18 protein-coding genes are annotated in these 17753 nt (G+C 62.2%); 7 read left to right on the top strand and 11 right to left on the bottom strand.

Annotated elements, in window-relative coordinates; translation table 11 throughout:
- Window positions 1-120: 120 nt before the first annotated feature.
- Together HBO24_RS10405 and HBO24_RS10400 are read left to right on the top strand one after the other, a co-directional pair.
- On the top strand, window positions 121-798 hold the full coding sequence (locus HBO24_RS10405) for a response regulator transcription factor (protein ID WP_057960423.1): 678 nt from the start codon (window positions 121-123) through the stop codon (window positions 796-798).
- Window positions 795-2141, top strand: coding sequence for an ATP-binding protein (locus HBO24_RS10400; RefSeq protein ID WP_057439679.1), 1347 nt, complete (start codon window positions 795-797; stop codon window positions 2139-2141). Before HBO24_RS10405 ends, HBO24_RS10400 begins: the two co-directional genes overlap by 4 nt.
- 118 nt (window positions 2142-2259) lie before the next feature.
- Here the strand turns inward: HBO24_RS10400 and HBO24_RS10395 are convergent, their stop codons facing one another.
- Window positions 2260-3258: an AraC family transcriptional regulator gene (locus HBO24_RS10395; RefSeq protein ID WP_057960421.1), complete on the bottom strand. Its 999-nt coding sequence runs from the start codon at window positions 3256-3258 to the stop codon at window positions 2260-2262.
- A gap of 334 nt (window positions 3259-3592) precedes the next feature.
- Between HBO24_RS10395 and HBO24_RS10390 the strand changes: the two genes are divergently transcribed.
- Window positions 3593-4924, top strand: a complete 1332-nt coding sequence (locus HBO24_RS10390) for a dicarboxylate/amino acid:cation symporter (RefSeq protein ID WP_057439678.1) — start codon at window positions 3593-3595, stop codon at window positions 4922-4924.
- 151 nt (window positions 4925-5075) lie between these two features.
- The gene (locus HBO24_RS10385; RefSeq protein ID WP_057439677.1) at window positions 5076-6257 is read left to right on the top strand and encodes a CaiB/BaiF CoA-transferase family protein; all 1182 of its coding nucleotides are present in this window, start codon (window positions 5076-5078) and stop codon (window positions 6255-6257) included.
- Between the two features lie 804 nt (window positions 6258-7061).
- Here the strand turns inward: HBO24_RS10385 and HBO24_RS10380 are convergent.
- Window positions 7062-7556 carry a SprT family zinc-dependent metalloprotease gene (locus HBO24_RS10380; RefSeq protein WP_057960419.1) on the bottom strand — a complete coding sequence of 165 codons (495 nt, stop codon included), beginning with the start codon at window positions 7554-7556 and terminating at the stop codon, window positions 7062-7064.
- A gap of 128 nt (window positions 7557-7684) precedes the next feature.
- Window positions 7685-8287 carry a Yip1 family protein gene (locus HBO24_RS10375; RefSeq protein WP_057439628.1) on the bottom strand — a complete coding sequence of 201 codons (603 nt, stop codon included), beginning with the start codon at window positions 8285-8287 and terminating at the stop codon, window positions 7685-7687.
- A gap of 363 nt (window positions 8288-8650) precedes the next feature.
- Here HBO24_RS10375 and ttcA point away from each other — a divergent pair, with 363 nt between their 5' ends.
- Both ttcA and HBO24_RS10365 read left to right on the top strand, forming a co-directional pair.
- Entirely contained in the window at window positions 8651-9475 is an 825-nt protein-coding gene (gene ttcA / locus HBO24_RS10370; protein WP_057439627.1) for a tRNA 2-thiocytidine(32) synthetase TtcA, read from the top strand.
- A gap of 67 nt (window positions 9476-9542) precedes the next feature.
- Window positions 9543-10214 (top strand): DNA-3-methyladenine glycosylase I, encoded by a 672-nt coding sequence (locus tag HBO24_RS10365; RefSeq protein WP_057439626.1) that lies wholly within the window; start codon window positions 9543-9545, stop codon window positions 10212-10214.
- Between the two features lie 35 nt (window positions 10215-10249).
- Here the strand turns inward: HBO24_RS10365 and HBO24_RS10360 are convergent, their stop codons facing one another.
- The 3 genes from HBO24_RS10360 to arsC are packed head-to-tail and all read right to left on the bottom strand — an operon-like array spanning window position 10250 to window position 11617.
- Window positions 10250-10669 carry a DUF2069 domain-containing protein gene (locus tag HBO24_RS10360; protein WP_057439625.1) on the bottom strand — a complete coding sequence of 140 codons (420 nt, stop codon included), beginning with the start codon at window positions 10667-10669 and terminating at the stop codon, window positions 10250-10252.
- Complete coding sequence (gene wrbA, locus HBO24_RS10355; RefSeq protein WP_057439624.1) at window positions 10653-11267, bottom strand: NAD(P)H:quinone oxidoreductase; 615 nt, start codon at window positions 11265-11267, stop codon at window positions 10653-10655. The genes HBO24_RS10360 and wrbA overlap by 17 nt, the downstream gene beginning before the upstream one ends.
- A complete protein-coding gene (gene arsC / locus HBO24_RS10350) occupies window positions 11264-11617 on the bottom strand; it encodes an arsenate reductase (glutaredoxin) (protein WP_057439623.1) in 354 nt (117 codons plus the stop codon). The genes wrbA and arsC overlap by 4 nt, the downstream gene beginning before the upstream one ends.
- Before the next feature lie 115 nt (window positions 11618-11732).
- Between arsC and HBO24_RS10345 the strand changes: the two genes are divergently transcribed.
- The gene (locus HBO24_RS10345; RefSeq protein ID WP_057439622.1) at window positions 11733-12194 is read left to right on the top strand and encodes a TlpA disulfide reductase family protein; all 462 of its coding nucleotides are present in this window, start codon (window positions 11733-11735) and stop codon (window positions 12192-12194) included.
- A 54-nt stretch (window positions 12195-12248) separates the two neighbouring features.
- On the opposite strand, the gene HBO24_RS10340 is transcribed toward HBO24_RS10345, so the two are convergent.
- From HBO24_RS10340 to HBO24_RS10320, 5 genes are all read right to left on the bottom strand, one after another.
- Complete coding sequence (locus HBO24_RS10340; protein WP_057439621.1) at window positions 12249-12653, bottom strand: META domain-containing protein; 405 nt, start codon at window positions 12651-12653, stop codon at window positions 12249-12251.
- Window positions 12650-13090: a hypothetical protein gene (locus tag HBO24_RS10335; RefSeq protein ID WP_057439620.1), complete on the bottom strand. Its 441-nt coding sequence runs from the start codon at window positions 13088-13090 to the stop codon at window positions 12650-12652. Before HBO24_RS10335 ends, HBO24_RS10340 begins: the two co-directional genes overlap by 4 nt.
- 71 nt (window positions 13091-13161) lie before the next feature.
- Window positions 13162-14151, bottom strand: a complete 990-nt coding sequence (locus tag HBO24_RS10330) for a 2-hydroxyacid dehydrogenase (protein ID WP_057439619.1) — start codon at window positions 14149-14151, stop codon at window positions 13162-13164.
- A 111-nt stretch (window positions 14152-14262) separates the two neighbouring features.
- Complete coding sequence (locus HBO24_RS10325) at window positions 14263-17016, bottom strand: response regulator (protein ID WP_057960410.1); 2754 nt, start codon at window positions 17014-17016, stop codon at window positions 14263-14265.
- Between the two features lie 219 nt (window positions 17017-17235).
- Window positions 17236-17751 (bottom strand): DUF2062 domain-containing protein, encoded by a 516-nt coding sequence (locus HBO24_RS10320; protein ID WP_057439617.1) that lies wholly within the window; start codon window positions 17749-17751, stop codon window positions 17236-17238.
- Window positions 17752-17753: the final 2 nt, after the last annotated feature.

Here is a 17753-nt window from a genome sequence, read left to right as displayed (position 1 = left end):
ACCTGGGTAGCCCGCCGGTTCAGACTGTGTTCAGTTCAACGGCCGTAAACTGCGCAAGCATACCTTCAGGGCCGCTATCATGTTTCCCTGCAGGACAGTGGATTGGCCTTGGAGAGTGTTATGAAATTGCTGGTTGTCGAAGATGAGGCGTTGTTGCGCCATCACCTGTTGACCCGTCTTGGCGACAGCGGTCACGTGGTCGAAGCCGTGGCTAACGCCGAAGAAGCGCTGTACCAGACCGGGCAATTCAATCATGACCTGGCGATCATCGACCTGGGCCTGCCAGGCATGGGCGGCCTGGACCTGATCCGTCAACTGCGGGCCCAGGCCAAGACCTTCCCGATCCTGATCCTCACGGCACGCGGCAACTGGCAGGACAAGGTCGAAGGCCTGGCCGCCGGGGCTGACGACTATGTGGTCAAGCCGTTCCAGTTCGAAGAGCTGGAAGCACGAATGAACGCACTGCTGCGCCGCTCCAGCGGTTTTACCCAATCGACCATCGTCGCCGGCCCGTTGCTGCTGGACCTCAACCGCAAGCAGGCGTCCCTCGACGAGCAGCCCCTGGCGCTGACGGCCTATGAGTACCGGATCCTCGAATACCTGATGCGCCACCACCAACAAGTGGTGGCCAAGGATCGGTTGATGGAACAGCTCTATCCCGATGACGACGAGCGCGATCCGAATGTGATCGAAGTGCTGGTCGGCCGCCTGCGTCGCAAGCTCGAGGCCCCGGCCGGGTTCAAGCCCATCGACACCGTGCGCGGCCTGGGCTACCTGTTTAACGAGCGCTGCCGTTGATCCGTTCGCTCCGTGTGCGCCTGATGCTGGCGGCCACCACCCTGGCCGTGTTGTTCATGCTGGGGCTGTTGCCGGCGATGCAGGGCGCGTTCAGCCTGGCGTTGCAGGATTCCATCGAGCAGCGCCTGGCGTCGGATGTGACCACGCTGATTTCTGCCGCGCGGGTCGATAACAACCGCTTGCTGATGCCGGCACAGTTGCCTGATGAGCGCTTCAACCTGACCGACAGCCGCCTGCTGGGCTACATCTATGACCGCGAAGGCCATCTGGTCTGGCGTTCGCGGGCCACCAGGGAAGAAAACATCAACTACCGCCCGCGTTACGACGGGCGCGGTAACGAGTTTGCGAAGATTCGCGAGGCCAACGGCCAGGAATTCTTCGTGTATGACGTCGAGGTCAAGCTGCTGGGGGGCAAGAGCGCGGCGTTCAGTATCGTTGCCCTGCAACCTGTGCGCGAATACCAGGTGACCCTTGAAGGGTTGCGGGAAAACCTCTACCTGGGCTTCGGCGCCGCCTTGCTGGTGTTGTTGAGCCTGTTGTGGATCGGCCTGACCTGGGGCCTGCAAGCCTTGCGCCGGCTCAGCCAGGAACTGGATGAAATCGAAGGCGGCACCCGCGAAAGCCTCAGCGAGCAACACCCACGGGAGCTGCTGCGCCTGACCGGCTCCCTCAACCGCCTGCTGCACAGCGAGCGCGAGCAGCGCACCCGTTATCGCGACTCCCTGGATGACCTGGCCCACAGCCTGAAAACCCCGCTGGCGGTATTGCAGGGCGTGAGTGAAGACATGGCCCAGCGCCCCCAGGACCTTGAGCAGGCGCGGGTGCTGCAGTCGCAGATCGAGCGCATGAGCCAACAGATCAGCTACCAGTTACAGCGTGCCAGCCTGCGCAAAAGCGGCCTGGTGCGTCACCAGGTGCGCCTGCGCCCGGTGCTGCAGAGCCTGTGCGACACCCTGGACAAGGTCTACCGCGACAAGCGGGTGCGGGTGTCTTTTGCGTTGCCGGAGCAATGCGATGTGCCCATCGAGCAGGGCGCTTTGCTGGAATTGCTCGGCAACCTGCTGGAAAACGCCTACCGCCTGTGCCTGAGCGAGGTGCGCGTGACCCTGGATGAAAGTGCCGATGGCGTGCGCTTGTGCATCGAAGACGATGGCCCCGGCGTGCCACCCGACCAGCGCGCGCGGATCCTGCAGCGCGGCGAACGCCTGGATCGCCAGCATCCAGGGCAGGGGATTGGGTTGGCGGTGGTCAAGGACATTATTGAAAGCTATGGCGCGCGGTTGACCCTGGGGGACTCTCCTTTAGGGGGCGCGGCGTTCAGGATTCATTTTCCGGCACTGTGACCTTTATTGATTCGCCGGCCCCATCGCAGGCAAGCCAGCTCCCACATTTAACTGTGTTCACACATCAAAATGTGGGAGCTGGCTTGCCTGCGATGGCGCCCGTCCAAACACTGCATCTTCAACTCTCCTGCGCCCGATAAGCCCCCGGCGTCACCCCCGTCCACTTCTTGAACGCCCGATGAAACGCCGACGGCTCGGAAAACCCCAGTTGCTCGGCAATTTCCTGCAACGACAAATCCGCCCGCCCCAGATGAAAAATCGCAATATCGCGGCGCAATTCATCCTTGAGTGCCTGGAAACTGGTGCCTTCCTCCCGTAAATGCCGGCGCAGGGTCTGCGGGCTGATGTGCAGGTGCTGCGCCACGGCTTCCAGGTCTGGCCAGGGTGTGCGGTCGCGGCTTAGCAGGCGACGTAACTGGCTGCTCAGGCTGTCGCCTTCGTCTGGCCGGGACAGCAGGTCGGCGGGGGAGCGTTCGAGGAAGTGTTTGAGGGTGCGTTCATCCTGCAACAGCGGCAGGTTCAGGTAGCGACTGGGGAACACCAGGCTGCTGCTGGCCGCGCTGAACACCAGCGGGCAAGGGAACAGCAGGTCGTATTCGCTGGCATGGGCCGGCATCGGGTAGCTGAAGGTCGCTTGCTCGAGGCGGATACGCTGGCCAATCAGCCAACTGCCGAGGCGATGCCAGATCACCAGCAGGGACTCGCTCAAAAAGTGATCCGGATCCCACAGGTGCGAGTCATCCAGGCTCAGGCGTGCCATGTCGCCTTCACGGCTCAACCGCCAGCGCGGCCCCTGGGGGAACAGGCTGTAGAACAACAATCCGCGCTCCAGCGCTTTCTCCAGGGTGCGGCAATGAATCAATGCGTGGCACATCATGGCGAAAGTCCCGCGCTTGCTCGGTCCATCGGCAAAGCCCAGGTACTCGTCATCCAGCGCCTGCCACAACCGCTGCAACAGCTGCGTGAATTGCTCTGGCGCGATGCGCGCACGGGGTTCTGCCAGCAGTTCCGGGGCAATCCCCAGCTGCTGCAACAGGCTCGAGTAATCGTAGCCGGCCCGGCGCGCGCCGCCCAGGGCAGCGCGGGCGTAATGACTGGCGATGGTGCGTTCGCGCATGCAGGGGCCTCGTCCATTGAGTGGCCGATGGTAGCCATCGCGCCTGGGGCGGACAAGGCGGATATCCGCCAAATTGTAGGACGAGATTGGAGTGATGGGCGGATATCCGCCACCTGACTCAACCAAGAATGCTGCCGGTGCACAGCCGACAGGCCCATGGTTTGTGGGCTCCAGGGCTTTTGCGGAAAGTGGCACGCCGTTTGCGATAAGGAATACAGATCTGCCAGCCAGCAGCTCGCCAAAACAAATCCCTCCAGTGCAGGAGGGTTCGCAATTCAAGTGTCGTGGGCAATGGCGGATATTTGCCCCACGGGACTCTTGAGGAAACTTTGCAATGACGACTCGTCAGCCGTTCTACAAAACCCTGTATTTCCAGGTAATCGTTGCCATCGTTATCGGTATCCTGCTCGGTCACTTCTACCCGCAGACCGGTGTGGCCCTCAAGCCATTGGGTGACGGCTTTATCAAGCTGATCAAAATGGTCATCGCCCCGATCATCTTCTGTACCGTTGTCAGCGGCATCGCCGGCATGCAGAGCATGAAGTCGGTGGGCAAGACCGGCGGCTACGCGCTGCTGTACTTCGAAATCGTCTCCACCATCGCCCTGCTGATCGGCCTGGTGGTGGTCAACGTAGTGCAGCCAGGCGCTGGCATGCACATCGACGTTGCGACCCTGGACGCTTCGAAAGTCGCAGCCTACGTCACTGCCGGTAAAGACCAGAGCATCGTCGGCTTTATCCTCAACGTGATCCCCAACACCATCGTCGGCGCCTTCGCCAACGGCGATATCCTGCAAGTGCTGATGTTCTCGGTGATCTTCGGTTTCGCCCTGCATCGCCTGGGTGCCTACGGCAAGCCAGTGCTGGACTTCATTGATCGCTTCGCCCACGTGATGTTCAACATCATCAACATGATCATGAAGCTCGCGCCAATCGGTGCCCTGGGCGCCATGGCGTTCACCATCGGTGCCTACGGTGTTGGCTCGCTGGTGCAACTGGGCCAGTTGATGATCTGCTTCTACATCACCTGTATCCTGTTCGTGCTGGTAGTCCTGGGTGGCATCTGCCGCGCCCACGGCTTCAGCGTCCTGAAGCTGGTGCGCTACATCCGTGAAGAGCTGCTGATCGTACTCGGGACTTCCTCCTCCGAGTCCGCACTGCCACGCATGCTGATCAAGATGGAACGCCTGGGTGCGAAGAAGTCGGTGGTGGGCCTGGTTATTCCGACTGGCTACTCCTTCAACCTCGACGGTACTTCGATCTACCTGACCATGGCTGCCGTGTTCATCGCCCAGGCGACTGACACCCACATGGACATCACCCACCAGATCACCCTGCTGCTGGTGCTGCTGCTGTCCTCCAAAGGCGCTGCTGGCGTGACCGGTAGTGGTTTCATTGTACTGGCTGCAACCCTGTCGGCGGTTGGCCACTTGCCGGTTGCCGGCCTGGCGCTGATCCTCGGTATCGACCGCTTCATGTCCGAAGCCCGTGCCCTGACCAACCTGGTCGGTAACGCCGTAGCGACCATCGTTGTGGCCAAGTGGGTCAAGGAACTGGACACCGACAAGCTGCAAAGCGAGCTGGCTTCCGGCGGTACCGGTATCTCCGAAACCCGCGAACTGGATGACCTGGGCGTGGCCGAAGGCCCGGCACCAGCGCTTAAGTAAACGCTGACGCAGCACTGAAAAACCCATCTTCGGATGGGTTTTTTTATGGGCGCACGAGCACAACGGTCACTGTCGATGATGCTTACGGTGATTGCCGCTGCCGCGAAAGGTTGCCTACTCTGTGTTCCATCGAATCGGAATCGGAGCTCCCATGTCAGGCCCCTTGGCGTCCCTCAAAGTGCTGGATTTCTCGACCTTGCTGCCGGGGCCTTTTGCTTCGCTGCTGTTGGCAGACATGGGCGCCGAGGTGCTGCGCATCGAATCCCCCACGCGCATGGACCTGCTGCGGGTGTTGCCGCCCCACGACCGTGGCGTGTCGGCCAGCCATGCCTACCTCAACCGCAACAAGCGCAGCCTGGCCCTGGACCTCAAGCAGCCCGAGGCGCTGGAGATCGTGCGGCAACTGGTGGCGGAGTACGACATCGTGCTGGAGCAGTTCCGCCCCGGGGTCATGGAGCGCCTGGGGTTGGGGTATGAAGCGTTGAAGGCGATCAACCCGAAGCTGATCTATGTGTCCATCACCGGCTATGGCCAGACCGGCCCCTACAAGGACCGCGCCGGGCATGACATCAATTATCTGGCCTTGTCCGGCGTCGCCAGCTACACCGGGCGCCAGGACAGTGGCCCAGTGCCCCTGGGCGTGCAATTGGCGGATGTGGGCGGCGGCTCGTTGCATGCCGTGGTCGGCCTGCTCGCGGCGGTGATTGCTCGTCAGCACAGTGGGCTGGGGCAGTACCTGGATGTGAGCATGACCGACTGCGCCTTCAGCCTCAACGCCATGGCCGGCGCGGCCTACCTGGCGTGTGGCGTGGAGCCTGGGCGCGAAGACCAGGTGCTCAATGGCGGCAGCTTCTACGATTACTACCGCTCGCGGGACGGGCGCTGGCTGTCGGTGGGTAGCCTGGAGCCGGGGTTTATGCAGCAATTGTGTACTGCGCTGGGGCGCCCGGAGCTGGCGGCCCAGGGCTTGTCGCCCAAGCCCGAACAGCAAAAGGCCCTCAAGCAGGCGCTGCAAGTGGAGTTTGAGCGGCACAGCTTCGAGGAGCTGTGTGCGTTGTTTGCCGGGGTCGATGCTTGCGTCGAGCCGGTGCTCAGTCTGGGCGAAGCCCTGCAGCACCCGCAGTTGCAGGCCCGCGAGCTGGTGAGCCAGGTGCCCCGCGGGGATGGCTCGTTCCAGGCGCAGATGGCCTGCCCGCTGAAGTTTTCCGAAGGGGTGCCGGAGCCGAGGCATATCGGTGCTGCGGTGGGGGCGCACAGTGATCAGGTGCTGGGGGAGTTGGGTTTCAGTACTCAGCGGATAGCCGAGCTGCGGGGGGCCAAGGTGGTGGGGTAGTGGCTGTTCGGGCCCCATCGCGGGCATGGGTATCTAGACAACTGTTTTATCTAGTGCTGATTGGGTTTGTGTACATATCCGTTGCTGCGGTTACGGCGGCTATTGGTTCCGCCCTTACGGCGGCTCACTTTGGAGAAGCGCCAAAGTAAGCAAAGCGCTCTTGCCCCACCACTCGGTGCCTCGCCTAGGCTCGGCATGCCCGCAGTCAGGCATTGCTCCGTGGGCCCGCCGCGATCGGCCATCCCTGGCCGTGTCGCGGCTACCCCGGCATCCATGCCGGGGTGCCCACTGCGCAATACCTGCCTGCGGCCATCGTGGTTTAACGGGGCGCCTAAGATCAAAAGCCAGATCAAAAGCAGAGCAACAGCAACAGCAAAGCCGGGGCGCGAAGCTGCATTCCCCCCTGTGGGAGCTGGCTTCGACGATCAGGTCGGCTGTCAGGCCGCCTCGCTTTGCTTTTGATCTGAGGCGCCCCGTTAAACCACGCTGGCCGTCATCCGATTTTGATTTGGGGGGTAAACCGGCAGGACGCCGGTTTAGCAGCGCTGGGCCATGGATGGCCCATCGCGGCGGCCCCCCAAATCAATGTCGGATGACGGGCACACCGAGCCTAGGCGAGGTGCCGAGTGGTGGGGCAAGAGCCCTTTGCTTACTTTGGGGCTCTTCCAAAGTGAGCCGCCGTAAGGGCGGAACCAATAGCCGCCGTAACCCCAGCAACGGATATGTACACAAACCTAAGAATCACTAAAAAGATGTGTAGATACCTATGCCGCGATGGGGCCAGTGACCCCCCCCAAAAAAACCTCACTCCACCCGAGTCTCCCCGGTAAACACCAACGTCCCCCGACACTTGCGGCACAAGTACCGCCGCCCCTGGTTCACCAACCCATGGCGCTGGGCCGAGAACGGGAAGTCACTGTCGGCACACGGGCACCGATAGATATAGCGGGTCACCCGCCGACGCTGAATCTCATAGGTATGGCAGCGATCGGGCGGCAGTTCGTAGACCCCGCGCATGATCAACTGCCATTCCTCACCATGGGGCTGGATGCGCTCGCCGAACAATTGGTGGGCGATCAGGTGCGCCACTTCGTGGGCCACCGTCTGTTTGAGGAAGTGTTGGCTGTTTTCCCGGTACAACTGGGGATTGAAGCGCAGCAGGTTCTCGTGCAAATGCGCGACACCGGCTTTCTGCCCACGCAGCTTGAGGCTGACCTGGGGGCGTTTGAAGCTTCGTTTGAAAAAGGATTCGGCTTGCAGGAAACAATCTTCGACGCGGGTATTGAGTTGCTCGGGCATGCTGTACATATCTCCAGAGATGTCCAGTATGCCGCATCCAGGAGTGTTTCCGAATCGGTCAGGCGCCGAATGGTCATGCATAACGCAAAAGCCACCTTGCGGTGGCTGTTCCTGCGCTGAAAAGACGGCTAGTTGGTGTAGATCGGACCGACGCCCAGGCCCCAGACAATCACGGTAAACGCCATGATCGCCACCAGGACCACCAGGCCTACCGCCAGCACCGAGCTGGAAAACAGGAAGCCTTCATCGGGGTCGATGCTCATGAAGGTCGGCAGCCCCACATAGAGCAGGTACACCGTGTAGCAGATGGCGGCCGTACCGACGACCATGCCCAGCCACATATGCGGATACAGCGCTGCCAGCCCGCCGATAAACAGGGGCGTGGCGGTATAGGTAGCGAACGCCACGCAGCGCGCCATGCTGGGGTTGGCGTCATAGGTGCGCGCCATCCAATGGATGAAGGCGCCCATTACCGCAACGCCGCCGAGCATCGCCAGGTAGGACATGATGGTCATCCACAGCGCACTTTCCTGGGTCAGCATGACCGGGGAGCGATTGCCGATGACCCACCCGACCTGGGTGGTGCCGATAAAGGCTGATACGGCGGGGATCGCCGCGAGAATCAGCGTATGGGTGAGGTACATGTGGCCGATGCTTTCTTCTTTATCGCCACGAATTTCCCGCCATTCCTGGTCGGGATGGGTGAAAAGCCCCACGACGTGATGGATCATGCCAGTCACTCCTGTCGTTATTGCCATCGCCCCCCAAGCGGAGCGCCCGCCGGCCAAGTGGCCTGAAAGGTCTGGATATGTGTGCGACCTTATGTCGCAGTATAGGAAGTCATGACCGGAAAAAGTGTGGGGCTTTAGAGCAAATTGCGCTGTAAACACTGGGCTTAATCGCGCCTGGGTCTGTGACGTGGAATGCAGCCCCCTGTGGGAGCTGGCTTGCCTGCGATGGCGGTGGGTCAGCCATGCATTTGTCGACTGACCTACCGCCATCGGGCGCAAGCCCCTCCCACATTGGAACTCGGTCGTTCATATCGTTAAAATACCCGGCTTTTCGTCCCACACCTTTTCGCGGATCCAAGCGCCATGGGCACCCTTACCGTCAATCAGAACAAACTGCAAAAACGCCTGCGGCGCCTGGCCGGTGAGGCTGTCGCTGACTTCAACATGATCGAAGAGGGCGACAAGGTCATGGTCTGCCTGTCCGGCGGCAAAGACAGCTACACCATGCTGGACGTGCTGCTGCACCTGCAAAAGGTCGCGCCGATCAAATTCGACATAGTGGCCGTCAACATGGACCAGAAGCAGCCCGGGTTTCCCGAGGACGTGCTGCCGGCCTACCTCAAGACCCTGGGTATCGAGTACCACATCGTCGAGAAAGACACCTATTCGGTGGTCAAGGAGCTGATTCCGGAAGGCAAGACCACCTGCTCGCTGTGTTCGCGCCTGCGCCGTGGCACGCTGTACACCTTTGCCGATGAAATCGGTGCAACCAAGATGGCCCTGGGTCATCACCGCGATGACATCGTCGAGACCTTCTTCCTCAATATGTTCTTCAACGGCTCCCTCAAGGCCATGCCGCCCAAGCTGCGCGCCGACGACGGGCGCAACGTGGTGATCCGCCCGCTGGCGTATTGCAACGAGAAGGACATCCAGGCCTACTCCGATTTCAAGCAATTCCCGATCATCCCCTGCAACCTCTGCGGCTCCCAGGAGAACCTGCAGCGCCAGGTGGTCAAGGACATGCTCCAGGAGTGGGAGCGCAAGACGCCGGGGCGTACCGAAAGCATCTTCCGCAGCCTGCAGAACGTGATCCCCTCGCAGTTGGCCGACCGCAACCTGTTTGACTTCACCAGCCTGCGCATCGACGAAACCGCGGCTTCGCGCTTCGTCAACATTGTGAACCTCTGAGCCTTTTCCAGGCTCTGACAGACGGCGCTGATGGGCGCCGTTTTCATTTCAACCCGTAGGAGAGGGCATGCGCGATTACAAATGGCTGCACGAATACTGTCTGAACCGTTTTGGTTCGGCAGCCGAGCTGGAAGCCCACCTGCCCGCGCCCAAGACCCCGGCGCAACTGCGCCAGATCAGCGACGACCGCTACCTGTCGACCCTGTCGCTGCGGGTGTTCCGCGCCGGGCTCAAGCACAGTGTGGTGGACGCCAAATGGCCGGCGTTCGAGCAGGTGTTCTTTGGCTTCGATCCCGAGAAAGTCGTGCTGATGGGCGCCGAGCACCTTGAGCGCCTGATGCAGGACACGCGGATCATCCGCCACCTGGGCAAGCTCAAGAGCGTGCCGCGCAACGCGCAGATGATTCTCGACGTCGAGCAGGAAAAGGGCAGCTTCGCGGCATTGATCGCCGACTGGCCGGTGACCGACATCGTCGGCTTGTGGAAATACCTGAGCAAGCACGGCCACCAGTTGGGCGGGCTGTCGGCACCGCGCTTCTTGCGCATGGTCGGCAAGGACACGTTTGTACCGAGTTATGACGTGGTTGCGGCATTGAATGCGCAGGAGATTGTCGACAAGGCCCCCACCAGCCTGCGGGACCTGGCGACGGTGCAGGCGGCGTTCAACCAGTGGCATGCCGAGAGCGGGCGGCCGATGTGCCAGTTGTCGATGATGCTGGCGTTTACCGTCAACCATTGAGACCGCGATGGGGCCTGATCGGCCCCACATAATCCTCAGGCTGGCTGACCTTCCCCCGCCAACCGCCGATTCAGCTGGAACCGCCAGCGCACATACAGCAGCGCCGTGCAGAACACCGCCAGGCTTGCCAGCATCTCCAGCACGCCAAACCACTGGCGGTTCGGGTCATAGGCCGCCAGGGCGCCTTTGATGAAATACAGGTTCACCACAAAGCACATCCACGAATGCCCGCGCGCACTGCCCATCAGCATGCCCGGCGCGAGGATCAGCAGCGGCACCAGTTCGATCAGCAGGATGACCCAGGGCCGTGCGCCATGCAGGTCGGCGATCAGCAGGTAATACACGCAGAGCAACCCCACCAGGCCGAAAAACGCCAGCAGGCTCAAGGCCCGTGCCACTTTGACCCGGGGCTCCAGCCAGGCCTGGGCCGGCAGGACTTTAGGCTTCTTGGCCACGGCCACTCTCCAGTTTCGCCGCAGTCTTCGCCAGGCGCAGGCCCAGGGCACGGCACAGGGCGATTTCATGGGGGTCCAGGGCACGTTTGCCATCGGCGCCGGAATGGTGGCTGGCGCCGTAGGGCGTACCGCCGCCCTGGGTGTCGAGCAGGGCCTGTTCGCTGTAGGGCAGGCCGGTGATCAGCATGCCGTGGTGCAGCAGCGGCAGCAGCATCGACATCAAGGTGGTTTCCTGGCCGCCGTGCAGGCTGGCGGTCGAGGTGAAGACCCCGGCCGGCTTGCCGACGAGGGCGCCGGTCAGCCACAGGTTGCTGGTGCCGTCGAGAAAGTACTTCAAGGGCGCGGCCATGTTGCCAAAGCGCGTCGGGCTGCCCAGGGCCAGGCCCGAACAGTTCTTCAGGTCGTCGAGGCTGGCATACAGCGCGCCTTCGGCCGGGATGCTCGGGGCGATGGCTTCGCACTCGCTGGAGATCGCCGGCACGGTGCGCAGGCGCGCTTCCAGGCCGCCTTGCTCGATGCCTCGGGCAATCTGCCGGGCCATTTCACTGACCGAGCCGTTGCGGCTGTAATACAGCACCAGGATGTAGGGCGCGCTCACGGCAGAAGCTCCAGGATGTTTTCCGGCGGCCGGCCAATCACGGCCTTATCGGCAGTGGCCAGGATCGGCCGTTCCATCAGCTTGGGATGGGCGGCGATGGCGGCAATCAATTGCGCCTCGCTGAGGCTGGCGTCGGCCAGGTTGAGGGTCTTGTATTCGTCTTCGCCGGTGCGCAGCAATTGCCGGGCGCTGATCCCCAGCTTGCCGAGCAGGGCTTCAAGCTGCGTGGCGTCCAGCGGGGTTTCCAGGTAGCGCACCACGTTCGGCGTGAGGCCACGGGCTTGCAGCAGTTCGAGCGCACCGCGGGATTTCGAGCAGCGCGGGTTGTGATAAAGCGTCAGATCGGTCATGTGCGGGTCGCATCTTGCGTAAGGTGGCGGGTATTCTACCTGCGCTGCGGCGTGTCCTTAAACCGTAAGAGGCGATCGGCCGCAGCCCACGTTCATTTTTGCTAAGGATTACCCCATGACACGGCGACTGATAGGCGCACTGGCAGTTATCACCACACTCCTGCTCAGCGGCTGCGGCAATGATTATGGCGTTGACCAATACGGCCAGAAAGTCGCGTCCGAGCGCGTCGACAAACAATGGTTGGTGATCAATTACTGGGCCGAATGGTGTGGCCCGTGCCGCATCGAAATCCCCGAGCTCAACGCCCTGGCCGAGCAGCTCAAAGGCCAGCCGGTAAGCGTGTTCGGCGTCAACTTCGATAATGTGCAGGGCGAAGAGCTCAAGAGCGCCAGCGAGAAGCTGGGCATCAAGTTCACGGTACTGGCACAGAACCCCGAGGCGATTTTTGATATCCCGCGCAGCGAAGCGTTGCCGGTGACCTACATCATTGATGACAAGGGCAAGGTGCGGGCGCAGATGTTGGGCGAGCAGACGGCGGCGGGGGTATTGGCCAAGCTCAAGGAACTGCGCGGCTAAACGGTTGCTCGCTGGCGATTGCGGTATGCCCGGCACACCGCAATCGTCAACGGATCAGCCTTCTTCCAGCCACAAACGCAGTGGCTTGCCCTCGGCAGGCCAGAAACGGGTCTGCTCGATGGGCGAGATGTCCCAGCGCTGCACGGTTTCCAGGGCCTTGAAGAAGCGCTGTTCCTGCTCCATCAGGGCTTCGGCACACAGCTTGCGGGTGCTGCCGATCTTGCCGAAGCTGAGTTTGTCACCCTCCAGGCTGTACGGCGCGAACCAGTGGTTGCAGCCGCCATTGCCATAGGCCCGGCCATCGGCACCGAGGGTCACGGTCAGGTGGGCGTAATCCATCAGGGGCCGTTCGCCGATCCACTCCACGATGTAGCTGTGATCCTGCTTGAGCTTGACCTCGTCGCTGGCGCAGCCGGCAAGGCCTGCGCCCAGCACTGCGATCATCAGCAGGCTCTTCATGGCGCGGCCTGCTGGCATTTCGGGCAACGGTGCTTGTCGCCGACGGTGGCCCAGCCCAACTCGGCAATGCGCGCAGTGGCGGCCGGTTGCAACGGTTCCTTGGTCAACTTGGTTTCCACCGCGAACTCAAACTCCAGCACGGCGTCGCAGCTGTCGCAATTGACCTTCCAGGTGTGAATCTCCAGCTCGCCGAACTTCGGCCCTTGCGCCATGGCAACCCATTGCCCGGCCGGGCGGATGGAGTAGCGCGCATCGCCTTCGACGGTCAGGCGCATCGACAGGGTCTTGCTGCCGCGCAAAGTGACGATCAGCACGTCGCCATGCTTGATCGAGCCACCATTGCCGGTGACTTGATAACGACCGGGCACCAGGGCGCGGCATTCGATCAGGGTGTGTTGTGGGCTCAGCAAACTGAAGCGGAAATCGTGTTCGGCCATGGATCCTCCAAATAGGCGCGGCATCCTATCACGCTCGCCTGTTCACCATGCGCGCGGTAGATGACCGTTGATCATCCCTGTACCAGGTTTTGCGCCTGGCCGTTGGCCCAGGCCTGGATATTGGCCAGGGTGGTCCCGGCAATCGCCGCCAGGGCCTCGCGTGTGAGGAATGCCTGGTGCGCGGTAATGATCACGTTGGGGAAGGTCAGCAGGCGTGCCAGCACATCGTCCTGCAAGGGCAGGTCCGAACGGTCTTCAAAAAACAGCTGGGCTTCTTCCTCGTACACATCCAGGCCCAGGTAGCCCAGCTGTCCATCCTTGAGCGCTTCGATCAATGCCGGGGTGTCCACCAGGCCGCCGCGCCCGGTGTTGATCAGCATCGCTCCCGGCTGCATATGGGCCAGGGATTGCGCATTGATCAGGTGCTTGCTGTCGGCGGTCAGCGGGCAGTGCAGGCTGATGATCTGTGCCTCGGCCAACAACTGGGGCAGGCTGACATAGCGCGCGCCAAGGGCTTCGACCTGCGGATTGGGGTAGGGATCGTATGCCAGCAAGCTGCAGCCAAAGCCGGTCATGATCTTGGCAAAGGTCGCGCCGATCTGCCCGGTCCCCACCACACCCACGGTCTTGCCCACCAGGTCGAAGCCGGTCAGGCCGTGCAGGCTGAAGTCGCCGTCGCGGGTACGGTTGTAGGCGCGGTGCAGGCGGCGGTTGAGGGCCAGCACCAGGGCCACGGCATGTTCGGCCACTGCATGGGGCGAGTACGCGGGCACCCGCACGATGGTCAGGCCCAGGCGCTTGGCGGCGGCCAGGTCCACATGGTTGTAGCCGGCCGAGCGCAGGGCAATCAGTTGTGTGCCGCCGGCCGCGAGGTGTTCGAGCACCGGGGCGCTGAGGTCGTCGTTGATAAAGGCACAGACCACTTCGTGCTTATCGGCCAGGGCCACGGTGTCGAGGTTCAGGCGTGCCGGTTGGAACTGCAACTCCATGCCCGCGGGCAAGGGTTCGGCGAGAAAGCTGTCGCGGTCATAGGTCTGGCTGCTGAAGAGGATGATGCGCATCAAGGGGCTCCCTGCAAAATAGCGTGTGGTGACACAAAACCTGTGGGCGCCGGCTTACCGGCGCCCACAAGAGATGTTGCCCGTCATTGGCGTTGGGCGTGTTGCTCTGCATCAGGCGTTGACCCGGGCCTCGCTGGCAAGGCGGGCGATGGCCATGTCCAGTTCATCCAGGGCAGCCATGGCCTTGGCGTCATCCTGCTTGAGCAAGGTTTCGGCGCGTTGGCAGGCTGCGCGCAATTGCGGCACGCCGCAGTAGCGGGTGGCGCCGTGCAGGCGGTGGACCCGTTCGATCAGGGCATTGTTGTCGTTGGCTTCGCGGGCGACGCAGACGGCCTCACGGTCAGCTTCCAGGGACGCCAGCAACATGGCCAGCATATCGGCGGCCAAGTCCGCCTTGCCGGCCGCTAGGCGCAGGCCCTCTTCATGGTCGAGTACCGGCAGTTGCGCGGCAGGGCCATGGCCTTCGACTGCGCGTTCCGGGCCTTGATTGCGCAAGGCCAGGCCGGTCCATTTCAGCACCACCTGGGCCAGTTGCCGCTCGCTGATGGGCTTGGTCAGGTAGTCATCCATACCGCTTTGCAGCAGGGCGCGTTTTTCATTGGCCATGGCGTGGGCCGTCAGGGCGACGATAGGCAGCGGCGTGCCGTGGCGCTCGCTTTCCCACTGACGAATCGCCTCGGTGCTCTGGCGCCCGTCCATGCCGGGCATCTGCACGTCCATCAGCACCAGGTCGAAGGCTTCTTTCTTCACCGCTTCGATAGCGCTATAGCCGCTTTCCACGGCCTGGACCTTGGCGCCCATGTCTTCGAGCAGGGTCTGTACCAGCAGCAGGTTGGCCGGGTTGTCGTCGACACACAGCACCCGTGGCGCACGGCTGGACAACGGCTCGCCCGGTTCACTGCGCAAGGGGCGCGGGCTGATCAGGTCGGACAGCGCCCGGCGCAATTTACGGGTGCAGGCCGGCTTGGCCTGCAACTGGCTATTGGGGTTGGGCACCGACAGGTTGAACAGCATCTGCTCGGTGGTCGGGCACAGCACCAGCACTTTGCAGCCCAGGTGCTCAAGGTCCCACAGGTGTTGGTTGAGGCGCTCCGGCGGAATATCGTTGGCGGTGATGCCCAGTACCGCGAGGTCGATGGCCTGCTCGGTCTGGTGTGCGCTGGTGATGCCGTTGGTCAGGTTCTCCAGGCTGTTGAACGGCGTGACCTCCAGGCCGCAGTCTTCCAACTGGTGTTGCAGGGCCTGGCGCGCCAGTTCGTGGTTCTCCAGCACCGCCACACGCCGGCCCAACAGCGGCGGGGCGGGCAAGTCTTCGATATCGTCGCGGGTTTTTGGCAGGTTGAGGCTGATCCAGAACTCCGAACCCTCGCCTGGCGTGCTGTCGACGCCGATTTCGCCGCCCATCTGCTCGATCAGGCGCTTGGAAATCACCAGCCCCAACCCGGTGCCACCGGGCTGACGGGACAAGGAGTTATCCGCCTGGCTAAAGGCCTGGAACAGGGCGCGCACATCCTGGTTCGACAGGCCGATGCCGGTGTCCTGCACGCTGATGCGCAGTTGCACGCTGTCTTCCTGCTCGTCTTCGAGCATGGCCCGGGCGACGATGGTGCCTTCGCGGGTGAATTTGATGGCGTTGCTGACCAGGTTGGTGAGGATCTGCTTGAGACGCAGCGGGTCGCCCACCAGGGACAGCGGAGTATCGCGGTAGACCAGGCTCACCAGCTCCAGCTGTTTGGCATGGGCGGCCGGGGCGAGGATGGTCAGGGTGTCTTGCAACAGGTCGCGCAGGTTGAACGGGATACTGTCGAGCACCAGCTTGCCGGCTTCGATTTTCGAAAAGTCGAGAATCTCGTTGATGATGCCCAGCAGGTTGTCGGCGGATTTTTCAATGGTGCCCAGGTAATCCAACTGACGGGGCGACAGTTCGCTTTTCTGCAACAGGTGGGTGAAACCGAGGATGCCATTGAGCGGTGTGCGGATTTCATGGCTCATATTGGCCAGGAACTCCGACTTGATGCGGCTGGCCTCCAGGGCCTCCTTGCGGGCCAGGTCCAGCTCGATGTTCTGGATCTCGATGGTTTCCAGGTTCTGGCGCACGTCTTCGGTGGCCTGGTCGATGCTGTGTTGCAGTTCTTCCTGGGCGTTTTGCAGGGTTTCGGCCATGCGGTTGATGCCGGACGCCAACTGATCCAGCTCCTGGCTGCCCAGGGGCGGCAAACGGGTTTCCAGGTTGCCGTCCTTGAGCTGCGCCACCGCTTGTTTGATCTGGCCGATAGGCGAGTTGATCGTGCGGCTGATGCGCAGGGCCAGGGCCGCCGTGCAGATCAGGCCGATGGCAATCAACAGCAGGCTGGCGAACAGGCTGCGATAGCCGCGCAGCAGCATGCCGTTGTGGGACAGTTCCAGCTCGACCCAGCCCAGCAGGCGATCGGCTTCGTCGGGAATCAGCTCGCCGGCGAGATTGCGATGGCGGCCGAACACCGGCAGCAGGTAGCGGGTGGCGTCATTGCCGGTGCGTTGCAGCAGGTGTGAGCTGTTGCCGATGGGCGGCTGGTTGAGCATGGTCGGGCCGGCATGGGCCAGGGCCGAGCGGTCGGGCGCCAGGAAAGACACGGCCCGCACGTCGACTTGCTCCAGGGACTGGGTGGCGATGCGTTCCAGCAGGTCGGTGTTCTTGTTACCCAGTGCCGGTGCCACCAGCGGCGCCAGCTGTTCGGCGATCATCTCGCCGCGATTGAGCAGTTGGGTTTGCAGCTCCGAGAGCTGCATCCAGGTGAAATATCCGCCCAGGAGCAATGCCATCAGGCTGGTAGGCAACAAGGTCAGCAACAGTACGCGGCCTTTTATCCCCATTCTTCTTAGCACGCCACTCTCCTGCTACCACACTGATGTCGAGATTCTACGCAGGCATCCGGCCTGCGCTACCTGCGCAGTGTAGCCATATGAGGGGCTTGGAATCTTGCAAAAGATGCTTGAGGGGGGTGATGGCGGGCTTATTGAACCCATATCCACTGCTGCGGTGCTCACCGGGACACCGCGGGTTGTCAGGCAGACAAACCAGCTCACAACAGGGGCGTTCGCCGACTACCGATTACGTTGCTGCCGTTTTTTCCACTGATGCCCCACCCACCACCGCCAATACACCATGGTCATGCAGTACGCCAGTGCGCCCAAGACCAGGCCCAGCACCACCGAGCCCAGGAGGAACGGCTGCCACATGGTCGACAGTTGCCCGCTGATCCATTCCCAGGTCAGTTCATCGGGCAGGGTGCGGGCGGGGATGTTCATCAGCCAGGTGCCGGTCATATAGGTGCAGAAGAACACCACGGGCATGGTAATCGGGTTGGTCAGCCACACCAGGCTCACGGCGATGGGCATATTGCCGCGCACGGAAATGGCGAGGAAGGCCGCCAGCAACATCTGCAAGGGTATGGGAATGAAGGCGGCAAACAGGCCGACAGCCATGGCCCGGGCAACTGAATGCCGATTGAGGTGCCAGAGGTTGGGGTCATGGAGCAGCGTGCCGAGAAAGCGTAAGGACTTGTGTTCCCGAATGCTGGTCGGATCGGGCATGTACCGTTTGAATAAGTGCCGTGGCATAA

It is taken from the genome of Pseudomonas sp. WS 5410, assembly GCF_012985645.1.
Lineage (GTDB): Bacteria > Pseudomonadota > Gammaproteobacteria > Pseudomonadales > Pseudomonadaceae > Aquipseudomonas > Aquipseudomonas shahriarae.
Note: the sequence above shows the minus strand (reverse complement) of the source record. Positions and strands in the feature narration are given on the sequence as shown.